Genomic DNA, 18,160 nt, shown 5'->3' with positions numbered 1-18,160 from the left:
TTGACACGTCCTTTGATTTGGTAGTTTCAGTATGTCGAAAACCGTTTAGTCGTGTCCACTTTTAAGTCTAATCTCAGTTTGGACAGTATTCAGACTTAGTTGGACAGTATTTGGTGCAGGACGGACTGTATTTCGTCCAGTCCGGACTGTATATCCAAATATCTGGAAATAAATTTACTGATTCCTTGTACAATCCTTAAAACAACAGTAGCTTTCAGCAAATAAATCATTTATCAAACGTAAAAAAACCGCCCAATGGCGGTTTTTTGTCATTTAACGCGTATATCTTCAAACGCATCAAGTGTTTGAACATCTTCTGGAGAAATAGTGAACTCCAATTGGCTGTTTTCGATGATGCGTTCTTCATTTGTTGATTTCGGAAGCGGCAATGTGCCGTGCTCCAGGCAATATCGGATACATAATTGTGCAGGTGTTACCTCATACTTAGCAGCCAACTCTTTGATGTCAGGGTTGTTTAAAATCTGTCCTGTTGCAAGAGGTGAATATGCCTCCACAACGATGTTGTGCTTTTTGCAGAACTCCAATAGGCTCGCTTGATCGCGGCCGATATAGAATGGAATCTGGTTGGCCATCGGCACGATGCCGCAATTATCCAGAAGTGCCTGGATATCCTTTTCTGAGAAATTGGAAACGCCGATTGCCCGAATCTTGCCGTCTCTATATAGCTTCTCCATCGCTTTCCATGATTCGATATTGCCTTCTGTACAGTCTTTGCCTATTTCGTCCCAAGGCCACGGCGCATGAATCAAATAAAGATCCAGGTAATCAACGCCAAGGTTCGAAATCGTTTCTTCAAAAGCTTCAAGTGTCACGTCATAGCCTTTGATTTGCGCCGGGAGCTTACTGGTGATAAAGATCTTTTCCCGGGAAATAGTGAAATCCTTAATCGCTTTGCCGACGTTTTCCTCGTTCTGGTAGGCTAAAGCCGTATCGATATGTGTATAGCCGTTTTCCAATGCAGTCGTCACTGCAGCGTAGGCTTCTTCGTTCGGAATCTGCCAAGTGCCGAATCCGATATCGGGAATTTTAACCCCATTATGGAATGTGAAAAACTTGTCGTTTGCCATAGAAAAATTTCCTCCCCTTTGCTTATCGCTCCTTCCTATTGTACGTCTTTCCGAATAGAAGGGTCCAGAATTTAGGCTGTTCTAGACTGTAAATCTTCGAAATCCGAAACTTTCAGTTGCCCGAACCGTAAATATAGAAACAGGGAATAAAAGGGGGTGGCTGAACATGTGGCCAACTATCGCAACTGTGTTTCTTCTCATTGCCATAGGATTTGCAGTCAATAAAATCATCAAAAAAAGGAAAGAATCTTCTATCACGGATCTGAAAAGCTTGGGAACATCCATCTGTTTCTTTTTAATCGCCATCGTCAACATACTGGCGTATTGGTTCGATTTTATCGGAATCATCTCAATGTCCCTGACAATCTTGCTATTGATCACCGGAGCTTACTGCAGCCGTTACCTGCAGACAGATCACGAAACTTATCCACGATAAAGGAGCGTGTACATATGCCAAACTGTGAAAATTGCGGACGACAATGGAAATGGAAGACCATTGTCCTGAATACCCTCAAATTCACCAATAAAGTAAATTGCCCGTACTGCGGAAAAGCGCAATACATTGTGCCGAAGTCGAGAAAGCAAAATGCCCTCTTCAGCTTTCTGCCTGCATTCCTGATTATTACGTTAAGCAGCATCTTTGATTTAGGTGTGCTGAGTGTTGTGTTGCTTGCTGCGGGCATGCTGACTGCCGCGCTGAGCCTCTACCCGTTCATCATGAAACTTTCCAATGAGGATAAACAGTTGCAGCCGAAGAAACAGGCATAGAAAAGAGCAGTTCCTGAATCGTACAGGAACTGCTCTTTTTCTCTTTTCTTATTCAAGTCTTGGCATCGCTCAGCCGCTTCAGCCTGTTGATCTCCACCGTCAGTTCACTGAACCGCCGGTCAAGATCGGCATAGTGCGGATCTTTCGCGATCATAAAACTCAATTTCCCCAGTACTTCCTGGCGCTCCGTCTCAAGCCGCATCAGCAATTCCCCAGTCTCATCGCGTTCCGAAGCGGGGGTGTCGAGTTGCTTCTCGATCCGGCGGTCCGCGATGACCAGTTTGCTGGTAGTGGTTTTCTCCCGGAACGCCTGGTCATGGGAGACGACAAGCATTGTGCCCGTGTATTGTGCCAAGGTCTCCTCGAGCTGCTCGCGTGACGGCAAATCGAGGTGGTTGGTCGGCTCGTCGAGAATCAGCGCGTCCCGTTCCTCCAAGATATAGACCATCAGCTTGCATTTGATGCGTTCACCCATGCTCATGGCGCCGATTGGTTCCTTCCACTGTTCGGCTGTAAAACCGAGATGCTTCATCAAGTTCTGGACTTTGCCGCGCGCTTCGAAGGTTTCCTTATAGAACAGCTCACCGGGTGTTTTCTCGAGCGGCAGGTCGAACACTTCCTGCGTTAAATAACCGATGCTTGCGGAAGGAGAAACCCAAACGTCACCATCTGCAGATTCCTGCCCTAGCAGGATTTTGAGTAACGTCGTTTTGCCGCTGCCGTTTGGACCTTCGATGGCGACTTTTTCCCCGTGCAAAATAGTGAATCCCGCTTTTTGAAACAAGGGTTTGCCATCAAATGCCTTCGACAGATCTTTCACTTCAAGAAAACGTTTGCCCGTTTTATGCGTGGCTGTCATGGAGAAGTTGACTTCGTGTTCAGGCTCAAGCTGCTCCGCATTGATTTTATCCAATTCTTTTTCCAACCGCTTCCGCTTGGATTTAACCTGTTTGTCCATGCGTTTCGCTTTCAGGCGATAATATTCCTTCGCACCTTCCTGTTTAGTCGATTCGGCGTGCGCTTTATGCGACCAGGAAGTGAGTTCATCCATCTGCGCTTCGATGCGCTCGACCATTCTTTGCTGCTTGTCGTATTCCCGCTGCTGGGTCAATCGTTTCTGCTGCCGCGTTTCCATATAACTGGAGTAATTGCCGCTATGTTCGATCAGTTTATGGTTTTCGAGCGACCAGATTTTGGTCGCAACCGCGTCCAGGAAGTGGCGGTTATGCGACACCAGGATGATGGTCCCTGGGTATTGGCGGATCTGCGCTTTCAATACCTCGATGCTGCCACTGTCCAAATGATTCGTCGGCTCGTCCAGCAACAACAGGTGGGCGTTTTTCGACAGTCCTGTGGAAAGCCGGGCCTTCAGTTTTTCGCCGCCGCTGAGGAGCGGGAAGTCATGCATCGGTACCTGCCATTTTTTCAGCAAGGCACTTTCCGAGGCTGTGACCTCGCTGAATGCATGTGTTTCCGTTTCCTGTTCCACGAAGACGGTTTCGATATTCGGCTGGAGCCAGTCCAGCTGTCCGCTTGTGGCAATCAATTCACCGGCGATCAAGCGAAGCAAAGTCGATTTACCGGCTCCATTTTTGCCGATGATACCGATTACTTCGCCTTGCCGGACACTTGCATGGACCTCTTCAAAAATCATCGTATCTAGTATTTCATAACATACATTCTGCAATTTCAGCAGTTCTTTCATCCAATCAATCCCTTCAGGAGAGGAAGAATAAAAAAATCCTCCCAAATAAATTTGGAAGGATTAGCCATATGGTGCCCGATTGAAATAAGCCATCAATGTAAAATGGCTCGACAGTTTTTCAAGATGTGGGCAGACTAATCCTATTTTGCGTAAGTTGAAATTTAAAATTCCAGTCGCTAAAACAAGATTAGTTGCGCATCGTCCACCCATCAGCCTTTCTGTCGTTTGATAAAGCCAGTATAGCATAGCTGTAAATCTGTTTCCAATCGGACTGGGACCGTTTAAAGAGCTGTTTTGTACAGGCAGCCAACGGGTAAGCTAAGACTGTCTTGTTTTAAAAAATACAGCTTATCAGGAGGCCATCATGGAATATATCTATTTAGGAAATTCAGGTTTGCGTGTTCCGAAATACATACTCGGAACCGTCCCTTTCAGCGGAACAAATGGTTTTGAAGCAGCAGGCGACATCGACGAGAATCTGGCGCGCCGGATGGTCGACATGTCACTTGAAGCCGGCATCAATATGTTCGATACTGCCAACCTCTATTCAAAAGGAGACGCGGAAAAAGTGTTGGGATCGGCCATCAAAGGGCGACGGGACGAAGTTCTGTTGACGTCGAAAACGGGCTTTCCCCTGGGAGGGAACCCTAACGCAAGGGGAGCTTCGCGAAGCAATATCCTGACCTCCATCGACCAGTCGCTGGAGCGCTTGGGAACAGACTATCTTGATGTCTATTTCGTTCACCTGTGGGATGGACAGACGCCGATCGAAGAAACAGTGGAAGCGATGACCAGTCTTGTGAAGTCCGGCAAGATCCGCCATTGGGGCGTGTCGAACTACAGCGGCTGGGCCTTGGCTAGAACGTTTACGGTCGCGGAACAGTCCGGCAACATACCGCCGATCACCCAGCAGATCTACTACACACCAGAAGCGCGGGAAGCGGAATACGAACTGCTTCCGGCCGGCAGCGAACTTGGCATCGGCTCGATGATTTGGAGTCCGCTCGGCGAAGGCTTGCTGAACGGCAAGATCGGGCGCAATAAACAGGCGCCTGAAAACACTCGCCAAGGTGCTGGGTGGCCGGAGCCATGGGTGCAGGATCAGGAGCGGCTTTACCAGGTCATCGATGCCATTGAAGAAGTCGCGGCCAACCATAACGCATCGGTTCCGCAGATCGCCTATTCATGGGTCCGCGACCGCCCGAACGTCGGACCGATCGTCATCGCAGCACGCAACGAAGAGCAGCTGAAAGAAAACATCGCTTCCTTCGAGATCAAATTGACTCAAGAAGAGCACGACCTGATCGAATCCACCGCGCGACCAGTACCGATCTACCCCAACTGGCACCGTACCATGAGCTCATTCGACATGAGCAGTCCGTCCGAGAAGACGTATTTGGAAGGCTATAAGAAGTCGATGGGGATAGAGGAATAGGTGATAATGATGTAAACAATAGAGCGCTTCGAAATCAGTTCCGGTTTCGAGGCGTTTTAGTGTTTGTTTATCTCTTCAATCATTTTTTCTATAAACCAAAAGAAGAGGCTATAGCTCGCCTTTAATTAACTTTCAATTCAGACTAATAGCGTTTACAATTTTAATTGACTGATGGCTGGAACAAAGGGGGGAATCTCGTGGGCAAGATGGCAAAAGCTTGTTGTTCGCCGAGCAAGCCGCAGCAACCGAAAGAAATCAATCGTGCCATGGAGACCGAGCCTTCTGAGCAGTACAGCAAAAAAATTCGCTTTAAGGAAAAGATGGTTTTCATTAACGGTGGAACTTTTTTGATGGGTACAGATAGTGGAGAGGGGCATCCTGCAGACTTTGAAGGTCCGATATGTGAGCAGCGGGTAGAGCCGTTTTATATGGACAGCACCGTAGTGACAAATGAAGAATTCATGCAATTCATTAAGGAAACCGGTTATCAGACGGAAGCTGAAATATTCGGCTGGTCTTTTGTTTTTTACCAGTTTATAGCTCCTGACATCAAGGCGATTGTAAGGCAGGTAGCCAATACCCCTTGGTGGCGCGCGGTAGAGGGAGCTTACTGGTTTCAGCCGGAAGGCCCCGGAAGCAGTATAGAGAAACGGATGGATCATCCGGTCGTCCATGTTTCATGGAAAGATGCTAACGCTTACTGCGACTGGACAGGAAAGCGGCTGCCTACTGAAATTGAATGGGAATACGCGGCACGTGGGGGATTGAAGCAAAAACGTTATCCATGGGGAGATGACTTGAATCCGGATAACGAACATCTTTGTAATATTTGGCAAGGAACGTTTCCGACATTTAACACTGCTGAAGACGGATTTAGAGGGACTGCGCCCGCCTCTTCTTTTCCACCGAACGGATTCGGTCTCTTTAATATGTCCGGCAATGTGTGGGAATGGTGTTCGAACGCATTTTCAGAGCTGCCGAATCCGGATCAAGATATGGACAAAGCCATGCGGGGCGGCTCCTACCTGTGCCACGATTCATACTGCAATAGGCATCGGGTAGCCGCACGGTCCTCTAATACCAGTGACAGTTCGGCAGGCAATATAAGCTTCAGGTGTGTAGCCAGTATTTAGGGAGACGTAAATCATCCAACAGAATCCAACAATTTCAATAAAATAGGGAGGCGCTGATCCAATGGGGAAACCGAATATCCTACTGGTGATTTCACATGATACAGGAAGGCATTTAGAAAGCTATGGACGCAAAGTGAAGACGCCGGAACTGAATCGGATGGCGGAAGAAGGCATCCAGTTCGATAATTATTTCTGCACGCAGCCTCAATGCAGCCCGAGCCGGGGCAGCATCCTGACCGGGCAATACGGACACAACCATGGATTGGTCGGCTTGACGCATTTAGGGCACACAATGAAAGCCGGCATCAAGACACTTCCTTCAGAAATGAAAAGAGCCGGCTATGCCACCTGGCTTTTCGGTTTTTTCCATGAATCCATCGACGGAATTTATGAAGGGGAGAAATTAGGCTACGATCAGGTAGTCAAAGTTCCAGGAAATGCAGCAGAAAAAGTGACCGATGAACTGGAGAAGTTTTTGCTTGAAAGAGCGGAATCTGGCGATGCGCCACCTTTTTATGCTTCGGTCGGATTTGAAGAAACACATCGCCCTTTTGATAAGTTTGAACCCGATTCCATTGATGAAGTGGAAGTTCCCCCGTACTTGCCGGATACAATAGAAGTTAGACAAGATATTGCCGACTTTCAAGGCTCTGTCAAAGAGCTGGACCGCGCAATCGGGAGGGTAAGAAAATTATTGGAAGACACCCGTTTGGACGAAAACACGCTCTTGATCTATACGACAGACCATGGCATTGCTTTTCCAAGAGCAAAAGGCACGTTGGCAGATGCAGGTTTGGAAACCGCATTGATCATGAAATTTCCGAAAGAAATGGACAGAAAAGGAATCAGGCAAAAAGAACTTTTATGCAATATTGATTTGATGCCGACTCTTCTGGAATTTGCGGATGGAGAAGTTCCTGTTGGAATTGATGGACGGAGTTTCCTGCCGTTGATCCAAGAGAAGAATTATACAGAACGCGAACATTTTTTCTGCGAACTGACCTGGCATGACCGCTATCATCCGATGCGTGGCGTAAGGACCGCCAGATACAAGTACATAAGAAATTTTGAAGACGGTCCGAAAGTATACCTGCCCTTCGATATTCACGAGAGCCTTTCAGGGCAAGTGGTGCGGAACGACTATTACGTCCCCAACACCAAGGAGGAATTATACGACCTGGAGACGGATCCGCAGGAGCAGAATAATCTGGCTGACCTGGCAGAACACCAGCACATCTTGGCAGACCTGCGTGGAAAAGTTGAACAGTGGATGGTTGATACGGAGGACCAATTGCTGTCAGGTCCGATAGAAGGCGAAGAAGCAGCAGAGTGGGAAAAAGAAAAGCGTGAAGGAAATGTCTACAAATTTTGAACTGAAATCTGTAAAGGCTAATGATCAAACAAAATTCTTCAGCTGAAAAAGTTGTAGGATTTTGTTTTTTAATTTTATTGACTATTCAAAATATAGTGCATATAATAAGTCTTGTAAGCGCTTTCCATAAAATTCAAGAATTCTTATTTTAAAGGAAAGCTTGCTAGAGGAGAAGCGGGGATGCTTCTCAGACGGAAGCTCTGATATTTTTTTCGAAAAAAACTAAAACGTTTTCGTAAATGCGAAAGGGGCGGTTTCTGTGATGGATTATTCCATCGGCACAGGGGAGTTTAAGGACTGGATTGTGGCAGAGACTGCCTTTTCAGCCGAGAAATTGGGGAAAAGCGAAGCTGTTATGATGCTTGGAAATGGTTATATGGGGCTGCGTTCTGCGACAGAGGAATCGTATGGACAGGAAACCAGAAACTTGTTCATCAATGGAACTTTCAATAAATCACAGGAAAATGAAGTGACCGAACTCCCCAATGCAGCCGATATCACTCGATTGGATATTCGCATTGACGGAGAACGGTTCAGCCTGGAATTCGGAAAAATCAGCGATTACATCAAGCAGCTCAATCTAAAAACAGCGCAACTGACCAGGTCCTTTATATGGGAATCACCAAAAGGGAAGAAGCTTCGGTTTCATTTCAACCGCTTTGTATCGCTCGACAACCTGCATTTGATTGCGATGAAGATGGAAGTGGAAAGCTTGAGCCATCCAGTGGCGATTTCTTTTGACAGTGGCATCAATGGACGGATGACCAATTCGGGATCGCAGCATTTTCTTGAAGGCGAGCGGAGAATACTGGACGACCGCTTGGTCCAGCTGACCCAGAAGACAAACGAATCCGGTGTGGAGATGGTCTTTAATGCCGTACATAACATCCGCTTGAATGGGGAAAACGTAATGCCGGCTGCAGATAAGGACATGGCTCGCCGGAAAGTATGGATGACTTATGATTTCCAACTCGAACCGAAAGAAAAACTGGAAGTGGAAAAATTGGCCACTGTGCATACGAGCCGAGACAGCGGGGACGGACAGCGATCAAAGAATTCCGCACAGCTGCTTCAGAAATCTCTCGACGAACTGCAGCATCATGCAGAAAAAGGATATGATGCCCTATTCCAAAAGCATTGCCAGGCATGGCAGGAAAAGGTTTGGGGAAATTACGATTTCGAGGTGGAAAGTGACCATCCGTTTGACCAACTGGCACTCCGGTTTTCCCTCTATCACTTGACGGCCATGCAGCCGCCGCCAGCTCACGAATATTTGGGTATCGGGGCGAAGGCAATGAGTGGAGAAGGATATAAAGGCCATACGTTTTGGGATTTGGAGATTTTTATATTGCCATTCTTCATCTATTCCAATCCTGCAGCAGCAAAATCGTTGCTTACCTACCGGTATCACGGCCTTGCAGGAGCACGAAGAAAGGCGGTGGAGAACGGTTATGCAGGGGCCATGTTTCCGTGGGAGATGGCTTGGCCGGAAGATGGAGAAACCACGCCGTTATGGGGAGATATTGATATTGTGACAGGAGAGCAGTCGAAGATCTGGTCAGGAATCATCGAACAGCATATTTCCGCAGACATCGCTTTTGCAGTTTATCAATACGAGAAGGTGACGGGCGACTCGGGATTTATGGAACGCTATGGGTACGAGATGGTCTTCGAAACCGCGAAATTCTGGTCTAGCAGACTGGAGTGGAACGAGGACCGGGAAGTGTATGAAATCCGCAATGTCCTTGGGCCTGACGAGTATAAAGAGCATGTGGACAACAATGCTTTCACAAATTATATGGCGTACTTCAATCTGAAACTCGCCGAACGCTATGCCGAGCAGCTGTCATCCGAAAATCCAAAGCTTTTTCAGAAATTCGGTGTGGGGGATGCCCGCCTGGATTGGAAGGAAAAAGCGGAAAGCCTGTATTTGCCGAATCCACGACCGATAGACTCGGTCATTCCGCAAGACGACACGTATTTGCAGCTTCCCGAAATCGACCTTTCAACATACAAGAAGCAAACGAAGGTGAGGACGATCTACCGGGATTATAATGCGGAACAGATCAACAAAATACAAGTGACCAAACAAGCGGATACCGTACTGTTATTCTATCTGCTGGAGCAGACCTTCCTGTGCGGGGACGCCCGCTTATCGAACACAGCCAAGCGGGAGAATTACCGGTATTATGAGCCCCGCACCTTGCATGACTCTTCTTTGAGTCTGGCGGTACATGCCGTTGTGGCGAACGATCTGGGGCAAACGGACATGGCCTACTCCCTGTTCCGTCAAGCCTGTGAAATCGATCTCGGGCCGCAAATGCATACGTCCGATGAAGGCATACATGCAGCGGCTATCGGAGGGATCTGGACCGCAGCGGTATTCGGCTTTGGCGGCGTCCGGTTATCGGATGAACTGCTGCGGATCAATCCCAGGTTGCCGAAGCAATGGCGGCGCATGAAGTTTACGCTCTACTGGAAGGGTGTTGCATTGACAATCGAAATCACCCATCAATCACTCAAAGCCACCCCGCACAGTGGAGAAGTGGTATTTGAAACTGGCGGTAAAATCTACAAAGCGGACAAGTTGATAGAAGTGCCGCTCACAAGTGAGGCGCAAATCCATTCAGGACAACCACTGCAGTAATAAAATGATTCGTTCATTTTATTTACTATAAAAAAATCAAAGGGGGCATTACACATGGTTTTTAAAAAGAAGTTCACGGCAGGTATAGCGTTTGCTGCACTGATGACAGGTTTGGCTGCATGCAGCGGAAACGAAGAACCGGCAACTGAAGGCGATGGCGAGGAAGCAAGTCAACAAATCACGATCTTCCAGACGAAGGTTGAAATTTCCGATCAGCTTGAAGCGGCGGCAGAAGCGTATACGGAAGAAACTGGAGTGGATGTGGAAGTCATCGGAACGACCGGTGATGATTATTTCCAACAGCTGCAAATCCGTCTCAATAATGGAACCGGACCTTCGATTATGAGTGTGCAGAATGCCACTGTAGCCGAAAGCTTAACATCGTATTTACACGACTTGAGCGGCGAGGAATTTGTAGATGACATTGCACCGGACATGGCTTTGACACTTGATGAGAAAGTGGTCGGCATACCATATGGTGTAGAAGGATTTGGAATTGTCTACAACAAGGAACTGGTGAATCCGGAAGACATTCAAGATTATGAATCGTTTGTAAGCACATTGGAAAAATTCAATGCTGAAGGCATCAACGGCTATGGCTTGTCATCAGAAGCTTACTTCCTGATCGGCCATATGAGTAATTATCCATTCTCGATTCAGGAAGAACCGGTAGAGTTTATGGAGAGCCTGACTAATGGTGAAGTGACGATGGCGGAAACGGAAGAATTCCTTAGATTCGGTGAGTATATGGAAGCCATCAGAGCAAACACACCGAGTCCTCTGAGTACTTCTTATGACCAGCAGGTAGGCGATTTTGCAGCTGGAAAAACGGCAATGATCCATCAAGGAAACTGGGCATGGGGCTTGCTTCAAGATTTCGAGGTGGATTTTGAAGTCGGCATGGCTCCATTCCCGCTTGAAGGAAATGACAAGCTTGCAGTAGGCGTCGGCAGCAACTGGGCGGTAAATGCAGATAAAGAACCGGAAGAAATCCAAGCGGCTACTGACTTCCTGGAATGGCTGCACACGAGCGAAACCGGCAAGCGCATCATCGTTGAAGAGTTTAAATTCGTTCCTGCGATGACGAATATTGAAGCCACTGACTTGGACCCATTATCACAAGCTGTGCTGGAAGCTTCCAACAGCGGTAACACGATTCCTTGGGCACATAACTACTATCCGGCGAACCTTGTACCGAATGACTTTGCACCCGCTGCAGAAGGATTCTTTGTGAATGAAGAGACCACAGGCGAAGAATTCATCAGCAATCTGGATGCCGCTTGGCAGAATGCGAGCAAGTAAAGGGATCTGTTCAGGATGTACGTATAAATAAAGAGAGCACGCCTGTACAGGCGTGTTCTGCTTTTTCTCTATTAAAGAACGAAGTTGTTAAGGAAAGAGGGGATGGACGTGGCCAACAGGAAGAATATCGGCTGGTATCTCTTATTTACGTTACCGCTGCTTATCATTTTTACAATCATTGTCATCATTCCGTTTATAATCGGAATTTATTATGCCTTTTTCGAATGGGATGGCATCAACGCCAATCCGAAAGTTTTTGTCGGCATGGAGAATTTCCTGACTCTGTTTTCGGATGAGCGCTTCTTGAAATCGACATGGCTTACGGTTTTGTTCACGGTATTGTCCGTAATCTCGGTCAATGTAGTGGGGCTCGCATTTGCTTTGCTGGTCACTTCAAAACTTAAGCTGGCCAATTTAGCGCGCACCATGTTTTTCATGCCTTACTTGATTGGCGGCCTGATTCTAGGTTATATCTGGCAGTTTGTGTTTCTGGACGTCTTCACATTTGTAGGTGAAGCGGTCGGACTCGAAAGCATCTTTTTCAACTGGCTGCTTAACGAGAATTTCGCCTTGTTTGCTCTTGTGTTTGTTTTTACTTGGCAGATGGCAGGCTATGTCATGATTGTCTACATTGCAGGGATACAGGGCATACCTGGAGAACTGATCGAAGCTTCAAAAGTCGACGGTGCCAGCAAATGGCAACGCCTGATGAGAATTACGTTCCCGTTGCTCATGCCCGCATTTACGATCAGTTTGTTCTTGACATTGTCGTACGGCTTTAAAATCTACGACGTCAACTTGTCATTGACGGGCGGTGGACCGGCAAATGCGACAGAACTTTTTGCGATGAATATTTACAATGAAATTTTTGGCTACGGAAATTATGGATACGGTCAGGCAAAAGCTATTTTGTTCTTCGTGATTATCGCAGCCATTACATTGACCCAAGTTTACCTGACGAAGAAACGGGAGGTTGATATGTAATGCGTATACTCAGCAAATGGTCGAGAGAAATCCTTTTGGTAGTGGCTGCTTTAATCTTTCTGTCTCCCATCTATATCATATTTATTAACTCGTTCAAGACAAGACAGGAATTGTACGAGAATACGCTGGCTTTTCCAGAGGTCTTCGGTTTCCAATTCTATACAGAAGCGATGGAAAAGATGAATTTCTTCAGTGCTTTTTTGAACTCGATGTTTGTCACCGTCGTTTCGGTGGTGTTCATCGTCGTCCTGTCATCGATGACAGCTTGGATGCTGGTCCGATCCGGAAGCCGGATCAGTACCATCATTTTCATGACGCTGATCGCCACGATGCTGATTCCATTTCAGACACTGATGATGCCGCTTATGCAGCTGGTCACAGGGATTACAGGCAATCTGGGTATTCCTTTGTACAATACGCTCAGCGGTCTGGTTTTCATGAATATCGGTTTTCACGCGGCTCTTTCTGTTTTTCTTTACCATGGCTTCATCAAATCGATTCCTATTTCACTGGAGGAAGCAGCAACTATTGATGGCGCTTCGAAGTTCGGAGTTTTCTGGCGGATCATTTTTCCGATTTTGACACCTATTACGGCGACTGTCATGATTTTGAATGTCATCCTGATTTGGAACGATTTCCTATTGCCTTCACTGACACTTGTCGACAAAGAGCTGCGGACGATTCCGTTATCTGTTTTCTACTTTTTCGGAGAGTTCACCATTGAGTGGAACCTGGCTATGGCAGGATTGACGTTAACGATTATTCCAGTAGTTATTTTCTATATCATTGCACAAAAATACATTATCAAAGGAATCGGGGAAGGGGCTATCAAATAAGCCTTTTCAAAAGGAGATGAAAACATGCAGGAAGTGAGCGGGATTATGGGCGTGTTCTATACGGCAAGCGAATGGTTTTTGAAAATGGCGACCGTCAATTTCATGTGGTTTATCATGAGCCTTCCGTTATTCACTGCATTTGTAGTCATTGACCTCAGCCATACAGCTGGAATCGTATTTTTCGGTGCTGCTGTCCTGCTGTTTACGCCCCTTCTGTTTTTTCCGGCGACGGCCGCTGCATTTGCCACTGCCCGGGATTGGCTGCTCGGCCGTGATTCTTCTTCCATGAAGATGTACGTAAGCAATTTAAAGGCGAACTATAAAGATAGTATGAAAATGGGTGTGCCGTTTGCGGCAATATGGCTGGTTTGGTATTATGCGTATTTCTATTTCAGAACAGGAAGCGATTCGCTCGATCTGCTGTTTCTGATCATCGGCTTAGCGTTGTTCGTCTATACCGTGAACTTTCTGTCAATCAGCGTCCATTACCGGATGAATCCTAAAGAACGGCTTGTTAATGCGTTCTTCGTTACAACCGGCAGCCCGCTGCTGAGCCTATTCATTCTGGGCAGCAATGGCTTGCTCATTTGGATCAGTGTCGTCAAGCTGTTAGTGCTTTTACCGCTTTTGACCTGTTCATTGAGTGCTTTCCTGTCATTTTCAGCATTTTACAGTTTTACATTACGGGTCAAGAACAAAAAGGAGGCCAAAACCTCCAGCTGAAATGCCCTAATAACTTGAGAAACTCATGTAGGAAGTGAAAAAGCGGATGTCGACAATAAAAGAAGTTGCAAAAAAAGCGGGAGTATCCGTCAGTGTCGTTTCTAAATCTTTTAATAATTATGCAGATGTAAAGGAAGAAACGCGGCAACGCATTTTTGCGATTGCGAAGGAATTGAATTATTCTCCGAATATCAATGCCAAAAATTTATCATCCAAAAAACAGATGACGCTTGGACTGATTTCTTCCGGCGTACTGAATGACAATGAAAATGACAGCAATGCGTTCAATATCTTCAAAGGCGTCTATCAGGAAGTGACGAACAGCCGCTTTGAATTATCCATTTATCTGATCGATTCCCAACAGCAAAAACAGCAGAGCTATGTCCGCTACTGCCGTGAACGAAATATCGGCGGAGCCATTTTACAGGGCATCCGGACAGATGACCAGTATTATAAAGAGCTGATCGACTCCAGTTTGCCTTGTGTGGTGCTCGACATCATGGCCGAAACCGTCAATGGATTGATCGGCAGTGTTTCAATTGATAATGCCAAAGCCGTGGAAGAAGTGGCGACCTATCTGCTGGAACTGAATCATCGCAAGCTGGTAGTCGTGTCAGGAACACGTGAAACCTATGTCAACACAGAGCGCTTGAAAGGCTTGGAGAAAGCATTGCACGCCTCTGGCATGGAGTTGAGTGATATTGATATTCTGGAAGCTTCTTTCTCGGAAGAAAAGGCGTATGAACTTGCCAAAGCGTATCTTCAGGAAAAACAGCCCACAGCTTTTCTTTGTTTCAGTGATTTGATGGCTTACGGTGTGATGAAGGCAGTGAAAGAAGCGGGCTTAAGAATCCCTGAAGACATTTCCATCACCGGAATTGACGATTTGCTGCTGAGCCGGTACATGCAGCCGCCGCTTACGACGATCCGGCAGGATTTTGTGGAAATCGGAAAAATATCGGCCCGTTTGCTTCAGGAAATCATCGAAGGCAAATCGGAAAGGCAACATATCTGGGTTCCGCATCAGTTGTTGGAGCGGCAAAGCGTAAAGCGCCTATCGAGCGTTTAAATGACAGAAGAAGAAAAGAGGGGAACAATATGACCCGCCATCCGAAACTGTTTATATACGACCTTGACGGCATCCTTACCGATACGGCCGAATTCCATTACATGGCATGGAAAAAGTTGGCGGAAGAGCTCGGGATTTCTTTTGATTATGCGTTCAACGAGCAACTCAAAGGAATCAGCCGCATGGATTCCCTGGACCGTATTCTGGCATTGGATCCTTCCAGTGGCGGTTTTACAGATGAGGAAAAGCTCAAATTGGCGACACAAAAGAACGAAAATTATTTGGAGTTGATCGAAGAAATCACGCCGGCTCATATTCTGCCCGGCATAGAAGCTTTTTTGGAAGCCAATAGAAAATCGGATGCAAAGCTGGCGCTGGGATCGGCCAGCAAAAATGCGCCAGCCATTTTAGAAAAGCTCGGCCTTGCCGGCTATTTTGACTATATAGTGGACGCGGCAAAGGTGAAAAAAGGAAAGCCGAACCCGGAAACGTTCACTGTTGCTGCAGATGCTTTCGGAATCGATTACCCGGACTGTGTTGGAATCGAAGATGCAGCGGCCGGGGTGGAAGCGATCAATAGAGCCGGAATGTTCTCTGTGGGTGTCGGGGATAGAGCTTACCTGTCACATGCTGATTATTTGGTGGCGGAAACCTCTGAATTGGATTTTGATAGAGTGGTCCGGCAGTTCGGCAAAAAAAAACGCCGGCTTTTAAAGGAGTGGAAGCATGACTTGGAAATTGACGAAAGTTGAACTGGACAATCCGAATCTGCTGGTGGACGAAAGCCTCCTCTCATTAGGGAATGGCTATTTAGGCGTCAGAGGAAATTTCGAAGAAGGATATAAAGAGGGCTTTAAATCGATTCGCGGCGCCTATATCAATGCATTTCATGATGAAACGGAAATCAGCTATGGCGAGAAGCTATATGGATTTCCAACCAAACAGCAAAAGGTCTTGAATGTCATCGATGCGCAAACGGTCGAAATCCACTTGGATGATGAACGGTTTTCATTGTTTGAAGGAGAAGTGTTGGTTTGTGAACGCAATCTGCATATGGATGCCGGCTTTGCTGAACGGATCGTCCACTGGATTTCTCCCAAGGGAAAAGAAGTGAAGATCCATTTCAGACGGCTGGTTTCATTCGTGGCAAAAGAATTGTTCGCGCTTGAGATCAGCATTGAACCGGTTACGCCGATCGGACAAGTGAAGATCGTTTCAACGCTCAACGGAGACGTCTCTAACTATGTCGACAAAGAAGATCCGCGTCTTGCTTCCGGCCATACAAAACGTCTTCATGTGACGGATGTACGCCAGGAAGAGCAGATCAGCATTGTAAAAAACACGACATACAGCACCAAATTGGAAGTGGCATGCGCATCGACAACTAGCGTACAGGCAGAAAGCCATGGATACAGCAGCGAGCTGAAAGGCGCGAGCGTGGAAGAAACTTACACCTGTACAGGCACACAACCTGTCCATTTCACCAAGTACGCAGTCTATACAGATACGTTGCGCCATGGGGAACATGTCGATGAGGAAGCGCTAAAGCTTCTGAAACAAATGAAGCAAAGAACCTTTGTAGAGTTGCTCATAGCGCAAAAAGCATATTTGGACGATTACTGGGCAGTCTCGGATATTGCGATAGACGGCGATGAGCAGGTCCAGGAAGGCATCCGCTTTAATCTGTACCAGCTCCTGCAATCGGTGGGCAAAGATCCGGCCAGCAATATCGCAGCAAAAGGCTTGTCGGGTGAAGGCTATGAAGGGCATTATTTCTGGGATACGGAAATCTACATTTTTCCGGTGTTTTTAATGACCAATCCGGCCATCGCAAAAAACCTGCTGCTGCATCGTTACTCCATCCTCGACAGTGCCAGGGAACGGGCAAAGGAAATGGGGCATGAAAAAGGCGCTTTGTTTCCGTGGCGCACCATCACCGGCCCGGAAAGCTCGGCTTTTTTCCCTGCCGGTACGGCACAGTACCATATCAGCGCGGATATCGCCTACAGCTATATTCAATTCTACTTGGCCACAAAAGATGAAGCTTTCCTGAAAGAATATATGGCGGAGGTGCTGTTTGAAACCGCCAGACTCTGGGCAGATACAGGGCATATGCAAAACGGCGAGTTCCGGATCGACAGCGTTACGGGGCCCGATGAATACACCTGCATCGTCAACAATAATTATTACACCAACGTGATGGCAAAACACAATCTGCTGTGGGCAGCCAAAGTTTTCGGACACTTGAAGAAAACAGACGGCGAGCGCTGGCAGCAACTGACGGAGCAGTTGGAGCTGACAGAAGCAGAAGTGGCCGGCTGGAAGACCGCAGGCGACAATATGTATCTGCCTTATGACGAAACGTATAAAATCAATGCGCAGGACGACAGCTTCCTGAAAAAGGACCGCTGGGACCTGAAAAACACGCCAGCCGAAAAATTTCCGCTCCTGTTGAATTACCATCCGCTAACTTTGTACCGGTACCAGGTGCTGAAGCAGGCGGACACGGTGCTCGCGCATTTCCTGCTGGAAGATGAACAGGAGTTGGAAACGATGAAGAACTCCTACGATTATTACGAACAGATCACCACCCACGATTCTTCGTTGTCTTCTTGCGTCCATAGCATCATGGCCTCGAAACTGGGCTATTACGAAAAGGCCTACGAATATTTTATTGAAACAGCCCGGCTGGACTTGGAAAATACGCACAAGAACACCAAAGACGGCCTGCATATGGCGAATATGGGCGGCACTTGGCTCGCCATCGTCTATGGATTCGCCGGGTTGCGGCTGAAAGAAAGCGGCCTCTCCTTTGCACCTTCTCTTCCAGCTGAATGGAATTCCTTTGAGTTCCGCCTGCAGTACCAAGGCCGGCTGCTGAAGATCCGCAAAGAAAGGGAAACGGCAAGTTACACAGTTCTGCAGGGAGAGCCTTTGAACATCATCCATAACGGCGAAACGCTCGTATTGGAAAGCGGGAAAGAAACGGTTGTTCAATAGGTTGGAAGAGATAAGAAGCCGGTGGGAATAGAGAACTAAATGATTAAAAAAACGCATCGATTCCGAGCTCTAACTGGCTCAGGATCGGTGCGCTTTTG

The 18,160-nt window shown here is 47.1% G+C and carries 15 protein-coding genes; 13 read left to right on the top strand and 2 right to left on the bottom strand.

Translation table 11 applies throughout. The annotated features are described in order from the left end of the window. Positions 1–269 precede the first annotated feature (269 nt). Positions 270–1,088 (bottom strand): aldo/keto reductase, encoded by an 819-nt coding sequence (locus tag Q0785_RS14465; protein ID WP_298831152.1) that lies wholly within the window; start codon positions 1,086–1,088, stop codon positions 270–272. Between the two features lie 166 nt (positions 1,089–1,254). On the opposite strand from Q0785_RS14465, the gene Q0785_RS14460 reads away from it, so the two are divergent. Together Q0785_RS14460 and Q0785_RS14455 are read left to right on the top strand one after the other, a co-directional pair. Continuing rightward, positions 1,255–1,524, top strand: coding sequence for a hypothetical protein (locus tag Q0785_RS14460; protein ID WP_298831149.1), 270 nt, complete (start codon positions 1,255–1,257; stop codon positions 1,522–1,524). 14 nt (positions 1,525–1,538) lie between these two features. Then, on the top strand, positions 1,539–1,856 hold the full coding sequence (locus Q0785_RS14455) for a TIGR04104 family putative zinc finger protein (protein WP_298831146.1): 318 nt from the start codon (positions 1,539–1,541) through the stop codon (positions 1,854–1,856). A 52-nt stretch (positions 1,857–1,908) separates the two neighbouring features. Here the strand turns inward: Q0785_RS14455 and abc-f are convergent, their stop codons facing one another. Further along, positions 1,909–3,561, bottom strand: coding sequence for a ribosomal protection-like ABC-F family protein (abc-f, locus tag Q0785_RS14450; RefSeq protein WP_298831144.1), 1,653 nt, complete (start codon positions 3,559–3,561; stop codon positions 1,909–1,911). Positions 3,562–3,925: 364 nt separating this feature from the next. Here abc-f and Q0785_RS14445 point away from each other — a divergent pair, with 364 nt between their 5' ends. The 11 genes from Q0785_RS14445 (at position 3,926) to Q0785_RS14395 (ending at position 18,062) form a co-directional block, all read left to right on the top strand. Continuing rightward, positions 3,926–4,996 (top strand): aldo/keto reductase, encoded by a 1,071-nt coding sequence (locus Q0785_RS14445; protein ID WP_298831141.1) that lies wholly within the window; start codon positions 3,926–3,928, stop codon positions 4,994–4,996. A 266-nt stretch (positions 4,997–5,262) separates the two neighbouring features. Next, positions 5,263–6,129 (top strand): formylglycine-generating enzyme family protein, encoded by an 867-nt coding sequence (locus Q0785_RS14440; protein ID WP_298831181.1) that lies wholly within the window; start codon positions 5,263–5,265, stop codon positions 6,127–6,129. A 61-nt stretch (positions 6,130–6,190) separates the two neighbouring features. Continuing rightward, a complete protein-coding gene (locus tag Q0785_RS14435; protein ID WP_298831136.1) occupies positions 6,191–7,501 on the top strand; it encodes a sulfatase in 1,311 nt (436 codons plus the stop codon). Between the two features lie 262 nt (positions 7,502–7,763). Beyond that, entirely contained in the window at positions 7,764–10,148 is a 2,385-nt protein-coding gene (locus tag Q0785_RS14430; RefSeq protein ID WP_298831178.1) for a glycosyl hydrolase family 65 protein, read from the top strand. Between the two features lie 54 nt (positions 10,149–10,202). Further along, positions 10,203–11,450 carry an extracellular solute-binding protein gene (locus Q0785_RS14425; RefSeq protein ID WP_223636521.1) on the top strand — a complete coding sequence of 416 codons (1,248 nt, stop codon included), beginning with the start codon at positions 10,203–10,205 and terminating at the stop codon, positions 11,448–11,450. Between the two features lie 108 nt (positions 11,451–11,558). Further along, positions 11,559–12,434, top strand: a complete 876-nt coding sequence (locus Q0785_RS14420; protein WP_223636524.1) for a sugar ABC transporter permease — start codon at positions 11,559–11,561, stop codon at positions 12,432–12,434. Then, complete coding sequence (locus Q0785_RS14415) at positions 12,434–13,270, top strand: carbohydrate ABC transporter permease (RefSeq protein ID WP_298831127.1); 837 nt, start codon at positions 12,434–12,436, stop codon at positions 13,268–13,270. The genes Q0785_RS14420 and Q0785_RS14415 overlap by 1 nt, the downstream gene beginning before the upstream one ends. 24 nt (positions 13,271–13,294) lie before the next feature. Further along, a complete protein-coding gene (locus Q0785_RS14410) occupies positions 13,295–13,993 on the top strand; it encodes a DUF624 domain-containing protein (protein ID WP_298831123.1) in 699 nt (232 codons plus the stop codon). A gap of 46 nt (positions 13,994–14,039) precedes the next feature. Then, on the top strand, positions 14,040–15,062 hold the full coding sequence (locus tag Q0785_RS14405) for a LacI family DNA-binding transcriptional regulator (RefSeq protein ID WP_298831120.1): 1,023 nt from the start codon (positions 14,040–14,042) through the stop codon (positions 15,060–15,062). 29 nt (positions 15,063–15,091) lie between these two features. Further along, complete coding sequence (gene pgmB / locus Q0785_RS14400) at positions 15,092–15,814, top strand: beta-phosphoglucomutase (protein ID WP_298831117.1); 723 nt, start codon at positions 15,092–15,094, stop codon at positions 15,812–15,814. Next, positions 15,789–18,062 (top strand): glycosyl hydrolase family 65 protein, encoded by a 2,274-nt coding sequence (locus tag Q0785_RS14395; protein WP_298831115.1) that lies wholly within the window; start codon positions 15,789–15,791, stop codon positions 18,060–18,062. The genes pgmB and Q0785_RS14395 overlap by 26 nt, the downstream gene beginning before the upstream one ends. The last annotated feature ends 98 nt before the right edge of the window (positions 18,063–18,160 follow it).

Source organism: uncultured Planococcus sp., from assembly GCF_947501725.1.
Taxonomy (GTDB): Bacteria; Bacillota; Bacilli; order Bacillales_A; family Planococcaceae; genus Planococcus; species Planococcus donghaensis_C.
The sequence above is the reverse complement of the archived record's forward strand: the minus strand, read 5'-3'. Positions and strand labels throughout refer to the sequence as shown.